Annotated in this window: 1 pseudogene; it reads right to left on the bottom strand. The window is 66.6% G+C overall.

Features of this window, described 5'->3' with window-relative positions:
* Positions 1–629 (bottom strand): annotated as a pseudogene (locus ABD317_RS37555) (LamG domain-containing protein); the annotation flags it as partial.

Raw genomic sequence — 629 nt, forward strand, 5'->3', positions numbered from 1 at the left:
CGCATCCAGCGTGAACGTCCCGTACCGCCCGACCCCGTCGAACCACGGATCGTCCGGATTCGCCGGATCGGACTCCGGATACTCACCTGAGGCCACCGTGGGCGCCTTGGGCACGTTGGTGTCGTAGACGAAGTAGCAGCCGGTCTTCGTATCGCCCGCATACGACCACGGCGACCACTGCGCTCCGTCATAGGCCCGCGCGTACCAGTGCACGTTCGTGTTCTTCGGGATGACCTCGTCCGACGGTTTCGGCAGCGAGGGCGCGAAGGTCGAACCCGACCGCTTGAACGTGCTGCGCTGCGGCTTCCACCGCTCGATCGTGCCGTCCGAGCGCTTCCACTTGGCCTGGAACTGCACCGCCACGCTGTCGCCGTCCGGGTCGGTGACATCCCGGGCGTAGATCCGGCCCAGCGAGCGGACACGCGCCTTCTCACCCGGCCGCTTGCACACCCCGCCGTACTGCATGGTGAGTTGCGCCATCTTGATCTGCGGCGGCGGCCGGTTGTACTTCACCCGCAGATACGCCTTGTCCGAAAACCGCTTCCACGCGTACTTGTCCGACTCGCTGCCCGCCCGCAGCCCGAACGTCATCGTCGACCACTTCTTGTCCGCCGCCTGCTGCACCGCTG

This window comes from Streptomyces synnematoformans, from assembly GCF_039531005.1.
GTDB lineage: Bacteria > Actinomycetota > Actinomycetes > Streptomycetales > Streptomycetaceae > Streptomyces > Streptomyces synnematoformans.